The organism is Paracoccus binzhouensis, from assembly GCF_016446475.1.
GTDB lineage: Bacteria > Pseudomonadota > Alphaproteobacteria > Rhodobacterales > Rhodobacteraceae > Paracoccus > Paracoccus binzhouensis.
Map to the genome: position 1 here is coordinate 1 of NZ_JAEHFP010000251.1, position 917 is coordinate 917.

Here is a 917-nt window from a genome sequence, read left to right on the forward strand (position 1 = left end):
CGCCGCCCGCGAGGCCGCCGAGGCGGCGCAGGACGCGGCCCGCGAGCGCGTCGAGCAGACCGAGGAGGCCCTGGCTGCCGCCGAGGAGGCCCGCGCCGCGCTGGAGGCCGAGGAATCCGCCGCCCGCTCGGCCCGCGCCGAGGCCGAGGGCGAGGTTTCGGCGCTGAATGCCGAGATGGCGGCGCTGAAGCGGCTGGTGGAACGCGGGCAGGGCGGCGGCTCGATCCTGGATCTGGTGCGCGTGGCGCGCGGCTACGAGACCGCCTTCGGCGCGGCGCTGGGCGACGACCTGGGCGTCGGGCTGGCCGAGGACGGCTCGGGCTGGCACCGGCTGCCGGGCTACGACGCGCCGCAACCGCTGCCCAAGGGCGCCGAGCCGCTGGCGCCGCATGTGGACGGCCCCGGGGCGCTGGCGCGGCGGCTGTCGCAGGTCGGGCTGGTCGCGGATGCGGAAATGGGCGCGGCGCTGCAGCCTGCACTTGCCCCCGGCCAGCGGCTGGTGACGCGGGACGGCGACCTGTTCCGCTGGGACGGGATGCGGGTGCTGGCGGGCGAGGCCGTCTCCTCGGCGGCGCTGCACCTGCAAAAGGTCAACCAGCTGGCCGAACTGACCGAGCAGGTCGAGACGGCGCAGGCCCGCGCCGAGGATGCGCAGACCGGGCATCAGGCGCTGCGCGACCGCCATCTGGCCGCGACCGAGGCCGAGAAGCGCGCCCGCGATGCCAGGCGCGAGGCCGAGCGGGGGCTGTCGGATGCCGTGCGCGCCGTGACCCGCGCCGAATCCGAGCTGTCCATGGCGCAGAGCCGCGCCGAATCGGCCCGCGCCGAACTGGCCCGGCATCGCGAGGATGCGCTGGACGCCCGCGCCCGGCTGGCCGAGGCCGAGCGGGCGCTGGCCGAACTGCCCGACCGCGGCG

General features: G+C 77.6%; 1 pseudogene. It reads left to right on the plus strand.

Going from position 1 to position 917, the window contains the following annotated elements:
• Positions 1-917 (plus strand): annotated as a pseudogene (locus I9P22_RS24295) (chromosome segregation protein SMC); the annotation flags it as partial.